Here is a 17,493-nt window from a genome sequence, read left to right on the forward strand (position 1 = left end):
GGTCCGACTTAAACACCCTTACTCTTGCCGGCGTCAACTGGGCGGACTTCCAGTACCTGACCACCCAGGGTATTAACTGGCAGGATCTAAACACCATGACCCTTGCCGGCGTCAACTGGTCAGACCTTACCACCATGTCGGAGGCCGGCGTCAACTGGCAGGATATAGGCGCCTTATCGACGGCCGGGGTAAACTGGTCGGACCTGAATACCCTTACTACATCGGGCATAAACTGGTCCGACTTAAACACCCTTACTCTTGCCGGCATAAACTGGTCCGACCTAAAGCCCCTTACAGAGGCAGGGGTAAACTGGTCCGACCTGGCCACCATGTCGGAGGCCGGCATAAACTGGTCATACTTAAACACCATGACCCTTGCCGGCGTCAACTGGGCGGACTTCCAGTACCTGACCACCCAGGGCATTAACTGGCAGGACCTGAACACCATGACCCTTGCCGGCATAAACTGGACGGACCTGACCGCCATGACGGAGGCCGGGGTCAACTGGCAGGATATAGGCGCCTTATCGACGGCAGGCATAAACTGGTCCGACCTGAACACCCTTACTCTTGCCGGCATAAACTGGTCCGACCTGACCACCATGACAGAGGCGGGGATGAACTGGACTGATATGGCAGTTCTTTCAGACGCCGGGATAAATTGGCTGGATCTAAATGTTATGACGACCTTGGGTGTTAACTGGCATGACCTTGCTTTGCTGTCGTCGACCGGGATTAACTGGTTCGATATCGGCTCAATGACAGAGGCCGGCATTAACTGGACCGAGTTGAAAATACTAAGCGAGGCCGGCGTCAACTGGACTGACATAATGACTATGTCGACGATCGGCGTCAACTGGAGCGACATTAATACAATGTCTAAAGCCGGCGTCAACTGGTCCGACCTTCAGTTTATGAGCGAGGCAGGCATTAATTGGCAGGACTTGGCTTACATGAGCGGCGTGGGTATAAACTGGACGGACGTCCACGGCCAGACGATTTCCGGCATAAACTGGACCGACATGGCATCGATGACATCCTCGAATATTAACTGGAGCGGGATTTCAACTTTGAGTGACAATGTCGACGGTATCATAGATGATATACAGACGATACGGACTACGGTCGAAGACCTCAATGTGGACGAGATCATAACAAAGCTCGATACCATAGAAACCAAGGTCGCTAAGCTCGATGATCTCGACGTCGATGCGCTTCAGTCGACGGTCGATGACATGCAGGCATTGATTGGCGCCGCGACCGATACCGGCGCTGAGGAATCGGTCTTCGGAAAGCTCAATTTGATAGAAAGCTATGTCGAGCTTATTGGCGCCCCGGCAGACGAAGGCACGGTGGATACGCTTTTCGGTAAGATATCGTCAACAAAGGGATATGCGCTCAATGCCTTTGAAGCGATAGAAGAGCTCCGTAACGAGATTGGCGAAAAGAACACTGATCTTAAGACAGGCCTTTGGGATTATATGGATAAACTGAGGGCGGACCTCGCGGAACTAAAGCAGATAACGAATGAACAGCTGATGTCAAAAGACGATGCGAGCGCCATGACCAAAAATATTATCGACTCCATGGTCAACGCTACAAATGAAGCGGCCAAGTCTATAGGCCTCAAGATAGATGAGGTAAAGACATTAAGCGGCGATCAATTGGAAGATATGCAAGCCGTAAAGAACAAGATAAACGAGATAAAGGAGATCCTGGACCTTATACGTCGAACCAAAGAAGGTGAGGGTGTTGTTGTGAAATCGTGGTTCGAAGTTGAATAACGGAACGGACAACCTGCCGAAATATGAGACATATTAGACTAATTACTTTGATTGTTGTGTTATGGACGCTTATCGTAATCTCCGGAACGGTATTTGCCGACGTTGCATTAAAGATAGTAATCGCTAACGGCTCGGCCTCCGAAGAGAAGGACGTTCCTGTTTATTATAATCTGCCTGCCGGAGTTAAAAAGGATGATGTCGTCAGCGCGGACGGTTTAAACGTCGATTACGATGCGCAGAAGGGGCTCTATTTTGTCAAAGGAAGCGTGAAGCTGAAACCGATGGAGTCCTCGACGATCAAAGTTGTCATTAAAGATGTATGGAAAGTATCGCCGCAGGATGTCGAGGAGCTATCGACCATACTGAAGGACAAGATGAATTCGATAAAAGACGAAAAGGTAAAGGAAAAGCTTAATCTGGTCGAAAAGAGCATAAGCTCAAAGATCGAGGCGATCCTGAAAGATCAGGCCGACTATGCCGACGACATAGAAAAGAGGATGCAGCTGTTTTCCGCAGTCAACGAAAAGATCTCGGCGATAAAGAACGATATCTTTTCGCTGGATACTCTGGTATATGCAGGGGGGTGGAAGGAAGAGGACGCCGGGGCGATCACACTGATTATAGAAGCCGAGAACCCGACAGACAAAAAGCTAACGACGCCGGTGAAGTATTACCTGCCGAAGGAAGTGATCCCTGATTACGTGACCGACCCGGCCGGTTTTGCCATACGCTATGACGCGGAGAAGGACCTTTCGTTCCTTGAGAAAGAGGCGGCGTTTGAACCGAAAGAGAAGAAGCGATTTGCGGTCAAAGTCAAGAATGTTTGGCGCATATCCGAAGAGGTGTTAAAAGGCTTTATTGATGAGGCGTCAAAGATGAACGAAAAGCTGAAATCCACCGAATTGGCGAGCCTGGGCGCTTCGATGTACAATGACATAAAAAAGAAAGCGGACGGCATTATAGAATCCCAGAATAAGGCTGAGACGGTTATAGAGCATATCGCGAATTACCGGACCAACCAGAAAGCTCTCGACGATATAAAGGAGAGCCTATCGAGGATGCACAGGTTGTTCGAGGAGCGCAAAAAGGATGAGGCGATCCAGAAAAACCGCATAAAGAACGTACTCAGGGAGATCAATATCCTGCAGCAGGTAAAGAAGATGTCGGATGTCCTCATCAAAGGTAAGCTGCAGCAGGTGGGTGTCTGGAAGATCGTCCTTATCATAGTGCTTTTCGTTATAATCATTACTTCTTCATTCTATGTGATATGGTTCATGAGACTTCAGAAGGAAGATAAAATCGAACTGAAAAAAGTGGACACCGGAAAATCCGCCGAAAACAAGAAATAAGGCATAAAAGATTACGCTCTACCAGAAAAAAGTGATATAATACAAAAAGCGGAGAATAACAAAAGATGGCGGATCTGCAATACAAGGAATACGGAACGGTAAATAAGATACGGGGCTGCATAGTAACCGTCGTTGGTCTCGAGAATTGCATCAACGGCCAATTGGTCAGATTCGGGTTCGGTACCGAGGGCACGATCATAGGCTTCGATGAGGTGGAGACGAGTGTCCTGCTGGTGAAGGAGAAAGAGCCGATCAAGACCGGAGATGCCGCTATAATGACGCTGGAACCGTTCAATACCGCGGTCGGGAAAAAGTTTGTCGGGCGTATAGTGAATGTGCTTGGTGAGCCTCTTGATAATCTTGGTCCGCTTGAAGTCGACAATTATTATCCGATATTCGCGAACTCTCCCTCGGTCTTGCAGAGGGAGGTAATGAAAGAGACTATAGAAACCGGGATAAAAGCGATAGATTCGATGATCCCGATAGGCCGCGGCCAGCGGCAATTGATCCTGGGCGACAAGATGACCGGAAAGACCACCGTTGGCACGGACATCATCCTGAACCAGAAAGGCAAAGGCGTTATCTGTATCTATTGCAGTATCGGCAAGGGTAAGGCGGCGCTTGACAGGGTGGTCAATCTTTTTAAGGCCAGGGATGCCTTCGAATATACGATGATCGTCGCTGCGCTCGCCGGCATATCGCCGGGGCAACAGTATCTGGCGCCGTATGTTGCGTGCTCTCTGGGTGAGTACTTCATGCATAAGGGCGGGCATGTTATCGTCATCTTCGACGATTTTACCAAACACGCGTGGGCATACCGTGAGATTTCACTTCTCCTCGGCCGTCCCCCCGGGAGAGAGTCGTACCCCGGGGATATATTTTACCTGCACTCACGCATGATAGAAAGGGCCGCGAAACTCTCCAAAGAGCTGGGGGGCGGCTCGATGACGTTCTTCCCGATCGTCGAGCTTCTCGAGGGTGACCTTACGGGGTATGTTTCGACGAATCTTGTCTCCATGACCGACGGACAGATATACCTGAGCGCTCCGCTCTTTGGCGAAGGTTTCAGGCCCGCGATCGACGCCGGATTGTCCGTTTCACGTATAGGCAATAAAGTCCAGTGGCCTGCCATGAAGGCGGTGAGCAAGTCCCTGCGGTTGGAATACCTGCAATACAGAGAGCTCCTGAGGGTCTCGCGCCTTAAGGCGGGCGGGCAGAAATCGGAAGAAGGGATGGACCAGATGAAGGGTGGAGAGCTGATATCGGAATTCCTGAAGCAGGATAAGGACGACCCGGTGCCTATGGTAAAAGAGATACTCCTGTTCTACGGGCTGGGGAAGAAGTATTTTCACCAGCTGAGCATAAAACAGGTAAAGAGACTGGAGAAAGAGATACTGGCGTTCGCGAACGAGAAATATCCGGACATAATAAAAGAGCTCTCCACCACGAAGAAGCTCACGACGGAAATAGAGGAGAAGATAGGGGAACTCTACGCCGAATACGTCAAAATACTGGAAGTCGACGCGAAGATGGATGAGATAAAGGCGGAGGAGGCCGAAAGGTGCGAGGCGCTCCTTAGGGATGCCGAGCCGGCCGAGGCCGGACAAAAAGCATAATGTGCGGACGTAAGGAATGGGGAGCGAGGGAAAGATCAGCCTGAAAGTGATGAATGCCGATATGGTTGTATTCGCCGGCGCTGTCGACAGTATATTCCTGCAGGGGGATACAGGGGAGTTTGAACTATTGCCATACCATTATCCCGTGTTAAGTTTGTTGCGGCAGGGCAAGATCATCATCAACTGGAGCAATTATATACCGATACGAAAAGGAGTGGTCAAGTTCTTCAAGAACGATTGTGTCATCCTGATAGACCTTGACGATTGACATATGAATACGCTTATAATCCTTCTTATCATGTTCGTCGTTGTGGCGGGACCGTCGGCGACCATAGCGCTTTTGGGGTTTGCGACGATAAAGGCGCTCGGGAGGAACCCTTCCGCCGCCTCGAAGATATTCATGGGCACTATATTGCTCCTGGTTTTTGTAGAGGCGATCTCAATAATAGCGCTCCTGGTCATATTTCAATTGTTCGGCGCATAAAAGAGAAGAGGGGTGGTATTATGTTCCTGCTTCAACTTGCTATCCTGCAAGCGGTAATGTTCGGCGCGGTGATCTATTTTCTGAAGAAGACAATGTACGGGGATACACAGAGCGCCGTTAAACGGCTTAACGAATCGTACCAGGATATGACGAAGAAAAAAGAAGAACTTGCCGCGAAAGTTAAACAGATGGAAGAGGAATTGCTAAAGAAGAAAGATGAGGCGGAAAAAATAGCCATCCAGATCAGGGACGACGCCGAAAAAGAATCGAAAGAAAAAGGGGATGCGATAACGAAGAAAGCCAGGGAAGAGGCCGAGCGCATAATAAGCGATACGATCATGATGAAAGATAAAATCCGGGAGGATATAAAGAAGGAAGAGGACCTTAAGATGCTGGATTACTGCAGCGCTATTCTTTGCGATACGCTTAAAGACTCAGTCAGGGATGAAGTCGATCAGGCCCTGGTGAAGGATTTCCTGGAAGGGTTGAAGGGTATGGACATGAACCATGTTCCTCCGGGTATCAACGAGATTGAGGTTGTTACACGGAGCAATCTGAGCGACGCGTTGAGGTCCACTATAATCGAAGCGGTAAAAAGGAATACCAAAAAGAGCGTGACGGTCAAAGAGACAGCCGACGGCACTATAATAGGCGGTGTTATCATAAAGTTCGGAAGCCTGGTATTGGACGGAAGCCTTGCCGGCAAATTGAAAGATGTCACTGCGGCCAGGAAGCAAAAGATAGACGAAAAGATGTAGGACCTATGGGAAAGACCGCAAAGATAAAATCGGATCTCGACGATGTGTCCTCGCTGGTGGAGATAATCCAGATTCTGAAGGATGTCGCGTCGAACCATTTTTATAATACGGCGAAACGAAAAGAGAAGTTCCTTGAGTTCGCGGAGTCTTTTTCGGAATTCTTCAGGATGGTGAGCCTTGCCGAGGCGAAGAGCCCGCTCGTCCATCCGGCCGGCGACCAGGTCGCGTTGCTCGCCGTGACGTCGGAAGGCGGCTTCATGGCGGAGATGAACGCGAAGGTCGTAAGGACCGCCGTGATGGAGGCGGAAAAGTTTAAAGCGCATAAGTTCATCATGATCGGCTCCAAGGGCGCGGATAAGATGCGTCAGCTCACAAAAGATGAATTTACGTTATTTTCCGATATCGAAGAAAAAGGGCTCTTCAGGACCACAATGGAAGTGAAGGAACATATCATCAAGGAAGTCGAGGCCGGGCGCATAGACAAGGTCTTTGCCGTATATCCGAGGTCGAAGACTATAAACCTGATAAAGCCGTTTACCGTCAAGCTTCTTCCGTCCGAGGAATTGATAACAAAACAGCTCGATATGAAGGATACGATAGAAAAGGTGATAGTGGAGTCTAGTCTTGATGCCGTGATCCATTATCTCGCGGATATCTGGCTCACCTGCAGGATCTATGAAATGCTGGAGGACTGCGTTGTAGCCGGATTTGCCGCGCAGTCGCAGCAGCTGGAGGCCAGCCTCGAGAGGCTTAAAAAGGATAAGAAGGGCCTGGCGCTTACCTTCGTGAAGGCGAAGAAATCGGATATAGACAAGAGCCTGCGCGAAGTATTTACCGCAACCATGCTTACAGGAAGACGATGACGCCCGAAGATATAAAAGTGCCGGAAGACGCTCCCGTCGCAGACCGGCCGGTAAGCGAAGGGCCCGCGGCTATCCCCGCGACAAAACCCGGACGGATCATATCCGTCCAGGGACCGGTAGTCGACGTAAAATTTGAGGCAAAAGACGACATGCCGGGGTTGTACGAGATCTTAAATACAAAAACATTTGACGGCAGGGGAGTCATGCTGGAAGTTGCGGAACATCTTCCGGGAGGCGCGGTCCGGTGTATTTCGCTGTCTTCAACGCTGAACCTGCAAAAAAATTCATTCGCATATCCGACCCATGCGCCCGTTGTTATTCCCGTCGGCGATGAGTTATTCGGAAGGATACTGGATGTCTCCGGTATGCCGCTCGACAACCGGCCGCCCGTCACAGCCAAGGAGTCGCGGCCGATCCGCAGGCCTGTATCAAAGCCGGGTTTCGATCTACGGAACAAGGCGGCGGAAAAACCGCAGATCCTTGAGACAGGGATAAAGATGATTGACCTCCTTTATCCGCTCGTCAAGGGTAGCAAGAACGGGGTCCTGGGCGGAGCCGGTTGCGGCAAAACGGTCATCATCCTGGAGCTCATCAACAATATCGTCAAGAAATACAGCGGCGCGTGCGTCTTTACCGGCATAGGAGAGCGTATCAGGGAAGGTAATGAGCTGTATTACGAGCTGGCAGAGCATAACCTGCTGGAGAAGGTCATGATGGTCTTCGGGCAGATGGACCAGCCGCCCGGCGCGCGGTTCGAGATCGTGAACACCGGTGTGACGCTTGCCGAATATATTCAGGGGAAGAACAAAGACGTCCTCCTCTTTATGGACAACATATTTCGTTTCGTGCAGGGAGGGCAGGAGGTGTCGACTCTCCTGGGAAGAGTGCCGTCCGAAACGGGGTACCAGCCGACACTGGCTTCCGAGGTCGGCGCGGTACAGGAGAGGATACGTTCGGTAAGAGGAGGCGGGTCGATAACCGCATTTCAGGCGGTCTACGTCCCGGCGGATGATATGACCGACCCGGCGGTCGTCGCGATATTCAGCTATCTGGACTCGGTCCTTAAACTATCCAGGGATCTCGTTCAGAAAGGGTTTTATCCGGCCATCGATCCTCTCTCCAGCAGCAGCACCAACCTCGATATAGCGATCATAGGCCGCCGCCATTATGATGCCGCCCAGAAAGTCATTTCCATGATAAACAAGTATAACCAGCTCCATAAGATCGTGCAGGTCATAGGCGTGGAAGAACTCGCGAAGAACGACAGGATAGATTATGAACGCGCCGAAAAGATATTGTTTTTCATGACGCAGCCTTTTTTTGTATCGGAGGTATTTACGGGCAAGAAAGGGGAATTTGTTACTACGGAAGAAACGATAGAAAGCATCGAAAAGATTCTGAACGGCGAATTCGACAAGCGCGACGCCAAGAGTTTTTATATGATAGGGAAGGCAAAGTAACGGAAAATGGACTCCTTCGAACAGGAACTTTCCAGGAAGCTGGTGGCGGACAAACTCATTTCCGGCGAGGCCGTACAACAGGCGGTCGCCGAATGCGAGAGCCTTAACTGCTCGCTTTTGTCGTGCCTCCTGAGCAAAGGGCAGCTGCCGGAAGACGTTCTCCTTACGGTGATTGCCTCGATCACCGGCCTTTCTTACCTGGATCTTAAGAGCGCGGTGATCGATGACGCAGCCGTGAAAGCGGTGCCGTCAAAGTTCGCGTGGTATTATGAATTTATGCCGGTCAAATTGGAAGGCAATAAGCTTACGATAGCGGTTGCGAGTCCCTTGAGTCTCCGGATCCAGGATGAGATACGGTTCAGCCTGCGGCACGATCTCGCTGTCGTATTAAGCAAGAAAGAATATATAATTGAAAGATTAAAAGAATACTATGGGCTTGGCTCGGATACTGTCGAGCGTATGGTGGCGCACGGGGAGCAGGTGTCGAAGGTCTCCGGTGCGGCCCACACCTACGCGATAGACGAAGCGGGAAAGATGGCCGAGGACGCCTCGGTCATAAAGCTTGTAAATCAGATAGTCCTCGACGCCTACAGGAGGCGCGCGACCGATATACATATCGAACCTTTTCGTGATAAACTCAGGCTCAGATACCGGGTGGACGGCGTACTGCGCGATCAGAACGTCCCGGAGAACTTCCGCCATTTTGTACTTCCGATTCTGTCGAGGCTTAAGATAATGGCGAATCTCGATATCTCCGAACGCAGGATCCCGCAGGACGGGAAAACATCCGTCAGGACGCAGGATCAGGTCCTCGACCTCAGGCTATCATTCATACCGACCCCGCACGGCGAGAGCGTGGTCATCAGGATACTGCCGCGGAAAATGTTCTACAGCCTCGAGAGCCTCGGTCTTTCCAAAGACGACCTCAATATGCTCGAGGCGCTTATCAAGAAACCGAGCGGCATCCTGTTCGTTACCGGCCCGACAGGTTCCGGCAAGACGACCACCCTGTACGCGTGCCTTAAGAAGATAAACAGGGTAGAGCAGAAGGTCGTCACGATAGAGGATCCGATAGAATACGAGATCGACGATGTGACGCAGATACAGATAAACCCCGATGTCGGGCTCACGTTCGCTTCGGGCCTTAGAAGCATGCTACGGCACGATCCGGATATAATAATGGTAGGCGAAGTCAGGGACAGAGAGACCGCGGACATCGCAATACGCGTCGCGCTTACCGGCCATCTCGTGATGTCGACGATCCACACCAACGATGCCGCCACAGGAGTCACGCGCCTCGTCGACATCGGTATCGAGCCGTACCTTGTAGCCTCCAGCGTTGAGGCGCTTATCGCGCAAAGGCTCGTCAGGATGATATGCCCGCATTGCAAAGCCGAGAACAAGGACTTAAGTCCCGGTCTGCAGAAAGATATAGTCGAGAACCTCAGCTTATCTCCCGGAAGCACCGTAAAGGTCTATAAAGGCGCGGGGTGCAGCAGCTGCAACTTTACCGGATTTTTCGGCAGAATGGCTATATATGAGATCCTGCTGGTAGATCGGGAGATAAAAAATCTTATCGTAGAGAAACGTCCTGCCGCCGATATAAAGCGCCAGGCGATAAAGAACGGGATGCGGACGCTGATGCAGAATGGGTGGCTCAAGGTGATCGAAGGCCTCACCACCCCGGAGGAGATCTTTAACGTATGTCATGATTCGCGGTCCGATCACGATGAGCCTAAAGGGCCTCCGGAGCCCTTCGTCACCGATGCCGGGGCAGCCGGTCAAGCCGTTATCGATTTTGAAAACGAAGTCGCCATAGAGCACGAAAACAACATGCGGATATACCCGAGAGCCGCTGTTAGAATGGCCGCCAGGCTCATACTTATCGAGAAGGGCAGCGGCGATGTAATAAAACTGAACACTGCCAAAGGCGGCATAAAAAACGATCTTTTGTCCAAGAGCATGATAGACGAATCCCCGGCGGAGAAGGTCATGGACTTCGAGCGTCTGGAGTTCGGCGGCTCCTCCGTAAATATGAGCGCCGGCGGCATACTGCTCGAATCCACTTACTCCGTACCGATCGGATCCATAGTAGAAGCGAAATTCGCGCTTCCGGGTAAGGCCGAAACGATCGCCTGTCTTGCGAGGGTCACGCGGGTGGAAAAGGACTTACCGCGGTGTTTTTATATCGCGGTATGTTATCTGGATATGTCGGGCGCGGACCGGAGCATCATAAGCAGATTTGTGAAGACCGAACTTTTCAAGCATAAGATAATCTAGCGGCAGACGGCAGGGGTTATGAAAACATTCACGTACAGAGCGAAGAATACCGAAGGCGAAATCAGGGGCGGCATCCTGATCGCCGACAGCGTCGAAGAAGTTGTGGAGAAGCTGAGTCGTGACGGTTATGTCGCCACATCCGTTAAAGAACACGACGCGAAAGAACGCTCGAGTGCGGCACGCCCCGCAAGGATACGCTTTAAAGAACACGCAGTATTCGCCAGGCAGCTGGCCAGTTTTCTGAAGGCCGGAGTGCCGATACTGAGGGCCTTGCAGATCCTCTCCGAACAGACGGGCAACCGCTATCTTAAGGGTGTGATCGGTGAGATAGAAGACTCCATTAGGAAAGGACGGACCCTGGCGGAGGCCCTCGGCAAGTACCCCGATGCGTTTACCCCATTTTATATCGCAATGGTGCGTGCCGGCGAAGATAGCGGTACCACGGAGGAAGCGCTTGGCCGGATCGCGCAGTATTACACAAAACGCGCCGAGTTCATCGCTAAGGTACGGTCTGCCCTCACGTATCCCATACTGATCGTTGTGGTCGGCTTTTTTACCATCCTCTTTGTCTTCACCAATGTCATACCGCGTCTCATGCCGCTCTTCGCCGATCTCAATGTCCAGCTGCCGCTGCCTACGCGGATCCTATTGGCGATAAGCGCTTTTACGAAAGCCTACTGGTTCTACGCGCTCCTGGGAATACTGCTTATCGGGGTCTTCGTCGCGAACGGCCTGAAGAACAAGCCCTTCAGGATGCAGGTATCAAGATTAAAACTTAAGGCGCCGATCTTTGGGGATTTTGTATTTAAATCGGAATTTTCAGGATTTGCCCGGGCAATGGAGATGGCGCTGCACAGCGGCGTTCCTATCATCTCCGCCATGGAGATCTCGCTGCCCATTATTCGGGAAGAGGCGTTGAGACAGGGCCTTGTTGAAAGCAAAAAGGAACTGGAGGCGGGCAGGTTTTTGGGGGACATCCTCCGCGAATCGCGTATCGTTACGCCTTTCGTGTATAACCTGGTAAAGGTCGGAGAGGAATCGGGAAGGCTTGAAGAAGAGTTGGGTAATATAGCGAGGTCGTTTGAGGATGACTGCGAGGAGAACATAAAGGCCCTGACGACGCTTATAGAGCCGGTCATGGTCCTTATCATAGGATTGATAGTAGCTTTTATAGTGAGCGCCACGCTCCTGCCGATCTTTCAGCTGAATATCATAAGCCTTTAGCGGCATATCGGTCCCCCGCCGCTGCGCGGTGTAGCCTGCGGCTCGGGACGATTTGCCGAAAAGAACGCAATAACAAATCGGAGGCCATTATGCAGTATGTACCGTTGCGGAGATCCGGATTTACCCTGATAGAGATCCTGCTGGTGGTGGTTATCATAAGCGCATTGGCCGCAATGATCGTTCCGCGCCTGTCGGGCCGATCGGAAAAGGCCAAGGAGAGCATAGCAAGGGCGGATGTGACAGCCAGTATTCCAACGGCATTGAAGCTGTATGAGCTTGATAACGGCGTCTATCCGTCCACCGCGCAAGGGCTTAAGGCACTCATCGCGCAACCGTCGGGTGAGCCTGCGGCGCATAATTGGAGCGGGCCGTATATTGAAAAAAGGTCGACCCTGGATCCCTGGGCCAGGGAGTATGTCTACCGGTATCCCAGCGCCCACGGCTTAGATTACGATCTCTATTCTTTAGGAAGGGCCGGTAAAGACGATGACAACGTTATAGGCAATTGGAAATAGCAGTATGAAAAAAAGCGGTTTCACCCTATTCGAGGTTCTCCTGGCGGTTTGCATTTTGAGCGTAGGGGCGACAACTGTATTTCAAGGGTTCTTTATGTCCGCAAGCGCCCTCCGGCATATCGATAACAGGATATACGCCGACCTTGTCATGGCGCAAAAGATATGGGAAATCAAAGATATGCTGAATACCGGCGCTATAAAGGGCGGGTATTCGCTACGTTCGTCGGAAGGAACGGATACGAAGTTCGATTGCGCGGCGCAGCTTGTGAAGACGGCGCTCTTTACCGATCTGTACACACTGACATTGCGCATATCCTGGACTGAAGGACGGAGGGCAATAACGCTTAACCGCCATCTCTATATCGCCAAGGTATGATGAACTATTGCCATAGAGGAAGAGGGGTCAGGGCCAGAGCGGCTGTTACACTGATCGAGCTGATCATTGCCGCAGCGCTGGCGGCGATGGTGGGAATGGCCGTCTATAAAATACTCTCCGGCGGTATTACGCTCTGGAGGTGGCACGACGAGCATCGTCCGCGCGTCGATGCCATGATATTCTTAAACAGGATGGCCTATGATCTCAGCAGCGTCTGCGATATCGGCAGCAGCGCTTTTAACGGTGATAGCGATAATATGACTTTCTTCTGGCATGATACGCGTTATCTTGCGTTTCACAAGGAAGATGTCGTGTCTTTTGGAAAAGAAGCTTTTCCTGCCGTGCGCCGCATCGAGTATGTTTTTATGCCGCAGAAGAGGCAGATCCGGCGGCGGGTCTATCGCTTCGGATCCCGGGATTCGGAAACGGACAACGTCGTCCTGTCCGGAGTTAATGACTGCCGGTTCGATTATTATTTCCGGGATCCTGAGACGGCAAAATTGTCGATGTACGGTTTTACCGCAAGTCAGGTGCCGAACGGTGTAAAAATCACCATCAGGCTTTCCGGCAGCGACCCGGCGGAAAAAGTCTTAGTACGGACCATCGAGGTGCCATTCCTTGGATAGCCCTGCCAGAGGCAGCGTTCTTATTCTTCTTCTGTGGGTCCTGCTCTTTGTAAGCACACTTGCCGTTGCGTCTTCGCTCGGCACGATGCAGCAGGTGCGCGCCGTCGAAAAGATTGAGACGCGAGAGCGAATTTATGAGCTGGCCGCTTCCGGCGCGCTGGCCGCTGTCGATGCCGTCAGCTCATCAACAGTACAGGATATGGCTCCAGCTGTTGATACCCTCAATGATCTATGGGCAGACGACGCCGCATTATTCAAAAATGTGCTGATCGGCAGTGCCGGTTCGTATACGGTGAGCTATGACCGTACGGACGATATTACGGGTGCCGCCGAAACAAAATACGGAGTTATCGACGAAGAGCGCAAGATCAATGTCAATTACGCCTCAAAGGAGGTGCTTGTTAGACTCCTTTTCCGTACCGCCGGGCTAAGCGCTGCCGGCGCGGAAGAAACAGCGGGCGCGATCATTGATTGGCGGGACGCGGATAATATCATGGGTGACGGTGAGCAGGCGATAACCGAAACGGCCCACTATAGTGCCACCGGGCACGGTTATGTGCCGTCTAATACCCCGTTCCGGCTCCCGGAAGAACTCCTGCTCGTCAAGGGCATGTCCGCCGAGATATTTGCCGCAATACGGGATTATATTACCGTATTTGGAAAAGGCAGGGTAAATGTAAATACGGCCCCGAAAAATGTGCTCGTGGCCCTGGGCCTGCCGGAAGAGCTGGCAGATAAGATTATATACTTCAGAGCCGGTCTGGATTCCAGGGAAGGCACGCCCGACGATAATACGTTTTTTTCATCAGGCACTATCGATAAGGACCTTTCGGCGCAGTGCAGCCTGACCAGGCAGGAAAAAAGCGCTCTGGCAGCGGCAATTTCCGGCGGCGCCTTTGAGGTAACCTCGGAGACGTTCATGGCGGTTTCAGCCGGCGCATTGAAGAACAGGGATTTGTGTGGTACACTTGTATGCATATTCGACAGGAGCGGCCGGATCAAGTATCATGGTTATTATGTAAGTACTCTCACGCAAAAATAGGGTTTAAAGAGCAATGGCGCTGCCACTAAGTAATGTTATGCGTAAATCGAAAAGTTTTGTGCCCATAGAGATCGGCGAAAAATACCTCAACATCGCTCACATCATAGTTCAGAAGGACGGACAGAAGCTGGCGGGGGCGTTTTCCGGCGATATATCGGGCGCTTCGCAGGACGATATCGCGCGGCAGATCAGCGATTTCGTAAAGAACGCGCGCGCAAGGAGCCCCGAGATCATAAACGTCATACCGTCGAACTTCGTTATATCGAAGAACATAGAGATACCATCCATAGATAAGAAGGAGATACACGACATAATAGAGCTCCAGGCCGGAAGGCATACGCCATACGCGCGGGACGAAATCGTCCTGGATTATGCCGACATCGGAGTCTTCCACAATCGCTATACCAAAATACTTCTGGTCATCGTAAAAAAAGAGATTGTGACCAGCCGTTACGATATCATAAAGAAAGGCGGTTTTAAGGCAGGGAAGACCGTGCTGGCGGCCGAATCGATATCAAGGACCTGTTTCAACTCTTTGCCGGGCAAGCCGCAGAAACCCGTGGTCCTGGTGCATGTCGACAGCGCTGCTACGGACTTCAGCGTTATTCATGCCGGCAAGATGATCTATCTGCGGTCGATACCTATCGGCACCCTTCATATCGCAGCAAGGTCGGAAGAAACGCAGAAGGCATTCATCGACGAAATAAAAAAATCGTTAGATTCTTATCTGTCCGAGAATATAGAAGCTGTGCCCGTCAAAATATATCTGGCGGGAGCTGTAAGTCACCTGGCCGAGAGGGCGGTAGAACAGATTAGGCAGGCGACACGTATAGATACGGATCTGATGCCGTACAGGAATATATTTAAAATACCGGAAGACCAAAACGGTATCTTAGGGAAAAACGATGTTGCTTCCCTTTTGCCGGTGCTGGCGTCCGCGGCCATAGCGGAGCATATAGACTTCAATCTGATACCCGAAGATGTCAAGATCAGCCAGGAACTGAAAGCCAGGGCAAAGAAAATGACGCAGGCGGCGGCCTTCTTCATGGTGGCGCTCGTGATATTTTTTGCCATCCTCCTTACGGGACTCTTTTTCAAGAAGGCGTATCTCCAAAAACTGCTCTTAAGCTACTCGAAGGAGACCAAAGAGAGCAGGGACCTGCGCGACATTTCGGAGAAGACGGCCGTTGTAAAAAGATTTTTAAGCCAGAAGGGGCAATCGCTGGGAGTGCTTACGGAACTGTTCAGGTTGATGCCGAAAGAGGCGTACCTGAACAGCATAGAACTGAAGCCCGATAAGAGCATAACGGTAACGGGCACGGCAGACAGCATGTCGCGCGTATTTTCGATGGTGACGGACCTCGAGAACAGCGAGTCATTCAAAAGCGTCAAGGTCGATTTTACAAAATCGCGGCGGATAAACGACCAGGAGGTAGCGGACTTCGGATTCACGTTTTCCGTAGAGGGCATACAATAAGATGGGTAATTTCATAGAAACATTCATTGCCGGATTATCACCCAAGGAGCGAAAGATCCTGTACGTAACGCTCGGAGTGGTTTCTCTGGCCCTTTTTGACCGGCTTCTCATCGCTCCCATCGTCAGGGAATCCCGCTCGGTTGAAGAAGCCATAAACGCGAACATCGGAGAGATCAAAAAGAGCACCCTCATCCTGCGGTATAAGGATAAGATAATCAGGGATAACGATGATTATGGGATATTTTACACGGCAGACGGTTTGTCGCAGGAACAACTGACAGCTTCTTTCTTAAGCGAGATCGAAGAGTTCGCAAAAGCCTCAACAATAGCTCTGACGAACATAAACCCCGTAGTTACGGAAGAGAAGGCGGGTTATGTGCAGTACAGCATTGTTATAGAGTGCGCCGGTAATATGAAAAATATCGTCGATTTCATATATGCCATCGATAACGCAAAGAAACCGTTGCGAGTAGTGTCGTATAACATCCAGCCGAAAGACAGAAATGTATACGACGTGAAGTGTTCGATGACGATAACGCGGGCTATCATAAGCCGGCAGGTTTCCGCACCTGCGGCAAAAGATGTTCCGGAAGACGCTGCCAAGAAGACCGCAAAAGACACCGCCGCAGCGCCTTCATAACAGCCGGAACGAGGAGCGCTGTGAGCGCGTACAGAGTGAAATGAAACGAACCCTGCCATACCTGCTACTGTTTTCCGCCGCTCTCTTTATCTCCTGCGTCCAGCCGCTCTATGGCTTCGATCCGAGGATCCGCGAACTTCTCGAAAAAGCCCAGCGGGCATACGACGAGGCGATATACGCGGAGAGCGTAGTGTGCTGCCAGAAGATGCTCGATCTGGAACCGGAATTCTACCCGGCGTATAACATCCTCGGCAAGGTGTATGCCGGGCAGGATGGCAGCGAGGAGAAGGCTATACTGTATTTCGAAAAATCGCTTGCGATAAAACCTTCCCAGACGGAGATATATAACGGTATCGCGGCTCTCTTCAATAAATTAAACAGGCCGGATGACGCGATCTCCTGTTTTTTACGGGGGACGGAACATGACCCCGATAATTTTGAGCTCAATTTCAACGCGGGTGTTACCTATCTCGTGGGAAAGCGCGATGCGCATAAGGCGCTGGAATTTCTGTCAAGGGCGGATAAGAAAAAGCCGGGATATGACAAATTAATATATCTTATAGGCCTTTCGAATTTCATAACAGGCAACAACGCGATGGCGCTCGACGCGGTCACAAAACTGCGGCGGCAGAAGAACGAATATCTGGCCTCGTATCTCGAGAGTTTTATGCGGCAGAACAGTAAGGGGCAGAGCGTCGATATGACATCGGCGGTGAAGAGTTATGCGGTACCGCCAAACGCCGCCGCAGGCGGGGAGAAGGCGAAACCTGCCGCGGGGAAAGTGAAAAACGAGGCCGCCATACCCGATGGCGCGCCAAAGGCTCCCGCAGCGCAAAGTAAAGCGAATGTGTCTGTCGGAAAACCGAGCACGAAGATGAGCGGATCCGGGACGGTCTATCTCAAAACAACGGTGAGTCCGAACGTTGAAACAGAAAAGCCGTCCGGAGAGGCGGTAGGTTTGTCTCCTGTTCAGGAACCGGTATCGTCCAAATAACCGGC

General features: G+C 51.4%; 17 protein-coding genes. All 17 read left to right on the top strand.

Going from position 1 to position 17,493, the window contains the following annotated elements; genetic code table 11:
* Positions 1–1,784, top strand: a 1,784-nt coding sequence (locus tag WC592_00005) for a hypothetical protein (protein MFA4980842.1), incomplete at its 5' end; no start/stop codon positions are given.
* Positions 1,785–1,807: 23 nt separating this feature from the next.
* Positions 1,808–3,133, top strand: coding sequence for a hypothetical protein (locus WC592_00010; GenBank protein ID MFA4980843.1), 1,326 nt, complete (start codon positions 1,808–1,810; stop codon positions 3,131–3,133).
* Between the two features lie 65 nt (positions 3,134–3,198).
* On the top strand, positions 3,199–4,749 hold the full coding sequence (gene atpA, locus WC592_00015; protein MFA4980844.1) for a F0F1 ATP synthase subunit alpha: 1,551 nt from the start codon (positions 3,199–3,201) through the stop codon (positions 4,747–4,749).
* 16 nt (positions 4,750–4,765) lie between these two features.
* Positions 4,766–5,017, top strand: a complete 252-nt coding sequence (locus WC592_00020) for a hypothetical protein (GenBank protein MFA4980845.1) — start codon at positions 4,766–4,768, stop codon at positions 5,015–5,017.
* A 3-nt stretch (positions 5,018–5,020) separates the two neighbouring features.
* Positions 5,021–5,233: a hypothetical protein gene (locus WC592_00025; GenBank protein MFA4980846.1), complete on the top strand. Its 213-nt coding sequence runs from the start codon at positions 5,021–5,023 to the stop codon at positions 5,231–5,233.
* A 20-nt stretch (positions 5,234–5,253) separates the two neighbouring features.
* Positions 5,254–5,991 carry a F0F1 ATP synthase subunit delta gene (locus tag WC592_00030; GenBank protein ID MFA4980847.1) on the top strand — a complete coding sequence of 246 codons (738 nt, stop codon included), beginning with the start codon at positions 5,254–5,256 and terminating at the stop codon, positions 5,989–5,991.
* Between the two features lie 5 nt (positions 5,992–5,996).
* A complete protein-coding gene (locus WC592_00035; GenBank protein ID MFA4980848.1) occupies positions 5,997–6,854 on the top strand; it encodes a F0F1 ATP synthase subunit gamma in 858 nt (285 codons plus the stop codon).
* Positions 6,851–8,314, top strand: coding sequence for a F0F1 ATP synthase subunit beta (atpD, locus tag WC592_00040; GenBank protein MFA4980849.1), 1,464 nt, complete (start codon positions 6,851–6,853; stop codon positions 8,312–8,314). Before WC592_00035 ends, atpD begins: the two co-directional genes overlap by 4 nt.
* 6 nt (positions 8,315–8,320) lie before the next feature.
* Positions 8,321–10,594 carry an ATPase, T2SS/T4P/T4SS family gene (locus WC592_00045; GenBank protein ID MFA4980850.1) on the top strand — a complete coding sequence of 758 codons (2,274 nt, stop codon included), beginning with the start codon at positions 8,321–8,323 and terminating at the stop codon, positions 10,592–10,594.
* A gap of 18 nt (positions 10,595–10,612) precedes the next feature.
* Positions 10,613–11,818 (top strand): type II secretion system F family protein, encoded by a 1,206-nt coding sequence (locus WC592_00050; protein MFA4980851.1) that lies wholly within the window; start codon positions 10,613–10,615, stop codon positions 11,816–11,818.
* A gap of 89 nt (positions 11,819–11,907) precedes the next feature.
* On the top strand, positions 11,908–12,333 hold the full coding sequence (gspG, locus tag WC592_00055) for a type II secretion system major pseudopilin GspG (GenBank protein ID MFA4980852.1): 426 nt from the start codon (positions 11,908–11,910) through the stop codon (positions 12,331–12,333).
* A gap of 4 nt (positions 12,334–12,337) precedes the next feature.
* Positions 12,338–12,709: a prepilin-type N-terminal cleavage/methylation domain-containing protein gene (locus WC592_00060; GenBank protein ID MFA4980853.1), complete on the top strand. Its 372-nt coding sequence runs from the start codon at positions 12,338–12,340 to the stop codon at positions 12,707–12,709.
* On the top strand, positions 12,706–13,335 hold the full coding sequence (locus tag WC592_00065; protein ID MFA4980854.1) for a hypothetical protein: 630 nt from the start codon (positions 12,706–12,708) through the stop codon (positions 13,333–13,335). The genes WC592_00060 and WC592_00065 overlap by 4 nt, the downstream gene beginning before the upstream one ends.
* Positions 13,328–14,377, top strand: a complete 1,050-nt coding sequence (locus WC592_00070) for a hypothetical protein (protein ID MFA4980855.1) — start codon at positions 13,328–13,330, stop codon at positions 14,375–14,377. The genes WC592_00065 and WC592_00070 overlap by 8 nt, the downstream gene beginning before the upstream one ends.
* Positions 14,378–14,414: 37 nt before the next feature.
* Complete coding sequence (pilM, locus tag WC592_00075) at positions 14,415–15,854, top strand: pilus assembly protein PilM (GenBank protein MFA4980856.1); 1,440 nt, start codon at positions 14,415–14,417, stop codon at positions 15,852–15,854.
* A 1-nt stretch (position 15,855) separates the two neighbouring features.
* Positions 15,856–16,494: a type 4a pilus biogenesis protein PilO gene (gene pilO, locus WC592_00080; protein ID MFA4980857.1), complete on the top strand. Its 639-nt coding sequence runs from the start codon at positions 15,856–15,858 to the stop codon at positions 16,492–16,494.
* 40 nt (positions 16,495–16,534) lie between these two features.
* Positions 16,535–17,488 carry a hypothetical protein gene (locus WC592_00085; protein MFA4980858.1) on the top strand — a complete coding sequence of 318 codons (954 nt, stop codon included), beginning with the start codon at positions 16,535–16,537 and terminating at the stop codon, positions 17,486–17,488.
* The last annotated feature ends 5 nt before the right edge of the window (positions 17,489–17,493 follow it).

This window comes from Candidatus Omnitrophota bacterium (assembly GCA_041648975.1).
GTDB lineage: Bacteria > Omnitrophota > Gorgyraeia > 2-01-FULL-45-10 > 2-01-FULL-45-10 > JAQUSE01.

What these genes read in the sequence shown, in the direction of transcription:
- WC592_00010 (MFA4980843.1), top strand. Translation starts at nt 1,808, where the DNA reads ATGAGACATATTAGACTAATTACTTTGATTGTTGTGTTATGGACGCTT.
- atpA (MFA4980844.1), top strand. Translation starts at nt 3,199, where the DNA reads ATGGCGGATCTGCAATACAAGGAATACGGAACGGTAAATAAGATACGG.
- WC592_00020 (MFA4980845.1), top strand. Translation starts at nt 4,766, where the DNA reads ATGGGGAGCGAGGGAAAGATCAGCCTGAAAGTGATGAATGCCGATATG.
- WC592_00025 (MFA4980846.1), top strand. Translation starts at nt 5,021, where the DNA reads ATGAATACGCTTATAATCCTTCTTATCATGTTCGTCGTTGTGGCGGGA.
- WC592_00030 (MFA4980847.1), top strand. Translation starts at nt 5,254, where the DNA reads ATGTTCCTGCTTCAACTTGCTATCCTGCAAGCGGTAATGTTCGGCGCG.
- WC592_00035 (MFA4980848.1), top strand. Translation starts at nt 5,997, where the DNA reads ATGGGAAAGACCGCAAAGATAAAATCGGATCTCGACGATGTGTCCTCG.
- atpD (MFA4980849.1), top strand. Translation starts at nt 6,851, where the DNA reads ATGACGCCCGAAGATATAAAAGTGCCGGAAGACGCTCCCGTCGCAGAC.
- WC592_00045 (MFA4980850.1), top strand. Translation starts at nt 8,321, where the DNA reads ATGGACTCCTTCGAACAGGAACTTTCCAGGAAGCTGGTGGCGGACAAA.
- WC592_00050 (MFA4980851.1), top strand. Translation starts at nt 10,613, where the DNA reads ATGAAAACATTCACGTACAGAGCGAAGAATACCGAAGGCGAAATCAGG.
- gspG (MFA4980852.1), top strand. Translation starts at nt 11,908, where the DNA reads ATGCAGTATGTACCGTTGCGGAGATCCGGATTTACCCTGATAGAGATC.
- WC592_00060 (MFA4980853.1), top strand. Translation starts at nt 12,338, where the DNA reads ATGAAAAAAAGCGGTTTCACCCTATTCGAGGTTCTCCTGGCGGTTTGC.
- WC592_00065 (MFA4980854.1), top strand. Translation starts at nt 12,706, where the DNA reads ATGATGAACTATTGCCATAGAGGAAGAGGGGTCAGGGCCAGAGCGGCT.
- pilM (MFA4980856.1), top strand. Translation starts at nt 14,415, where the DNA reads ATGCGTAAATCGAAAAGTTTTGTGCCCATAGAGATCGGCGAAAAATAC.
- pilO (MFA4980857.1), top strand. Translation starts at nt 15,856, where the DNA reads ATGGGTAATTTCATAGAAACATTCATTGCCGGATTATCACCCAAGGAG.
- WC592_00085 (MFA4980858.1), top strand. Translation starts at nt 16,535, where the DNA reads ATGAAACGAACCCTGCCATACCTGCTACTGTTTTCCGCCGCTCTCTTT.